This window comes from Dokdonia genika, assembly GCF_042652845.1.
In the GTDB taxonomy this organism is placed as follows: domain Bacteria; phylum Bacteroidota; class Bacteroidia; order Flavobacteriales; family Flavobacteriaceae; genus Dokdonia; species Dokdonia donghaensis.
The window spans coordinates 1-971 of sequence record NZ_JBHSHB010000015.1; the positions used below are offsets into that span (position 1 = coordinate 1).

At 47.8% G+C, this 971-nt stretch carries 1 pseudogene; it reads left to right on the plus strand.

The features are described 5' to 3' along the window. A pseudogene (locus ACFO5T_RS09660) lies at positions 1–971 on the plus strand (T9SS type B sorting domain-containing protein); the annotation flags it as partial.

The window sequence follows — 971 nt, forward strand, 5'->3', positions numbered from 1 at the left end:
AAACAGTAGCAACCCTCAGACCATTTACTACAGTCTAGAGGATGCTACTACAGGCTGTACTACGTTTGATTTTGTCAACCTTGCGATGAACTTTGAGCTCATCGTAAACCAGAATCCTGTACTCACCACACCTACCGAACTTCAAGTTTGTGATGATGATGGTGTGATAGACGGCCTTACCACGGTAGACCTCTCTTCAAAAGATATTGAAATCACGGGTGGTTTTGATGCAAACCTTACCATCACCTACCACCTAGACCAGGCTGGTGCCGATGCTGGTGATGCAAGTATCCCAGACAAAACAATGTTTACAATGACCACCAATCCTCAGATTGTAGTGGCTCGTGTGACCGATAATACCACGGCTTGTTATGCAACGGTCAACCTTAGTGTGCGCAGCTTCCCAGTACCGGTACCCGTAACCCCTGCAGATTATGAGGAGTGTGATGATGATAACGACGGTGTTTTTGACTTCTTCGTGCTTTCCTCTAGAGACGCCGAAATCACCGGTGGAGACCCAACCCTTACCGTCGCCTATTACCTCACCCAGGCAGATGCAGATAATGCACCGGTGGGTCAGGAGCTCGATAATATGATGTATATCAACAATGAGCCTTTTGAGCAAATTGTGTATGCCCGTGTCTTTAACGATGCCGGTTGCTATAGCACTACACCGCTTACCCTGCGTGTGCTCAACAGCCCGATGCCCAACCAAGATGCGCTTCCATACGCCTTGTGTGACGACGATACCGATGGGCTTCAGCTATTTGATTTAAGTACGCAAGAAGCTAATATTCTAGGCGGCTTAGACCCTACAATGCATACGGTGGAGTGGTTTTCTTCTCTCGCTTCCGCGGAAGCTGGTACTCCTGCCATTGCAACTCCTAACGCTTATACGAGTAATACCGCTACCGTTTATGCCCTAGTAACCGATACTGCACAGATGACCACTACAATGACTTTCTGTAGTA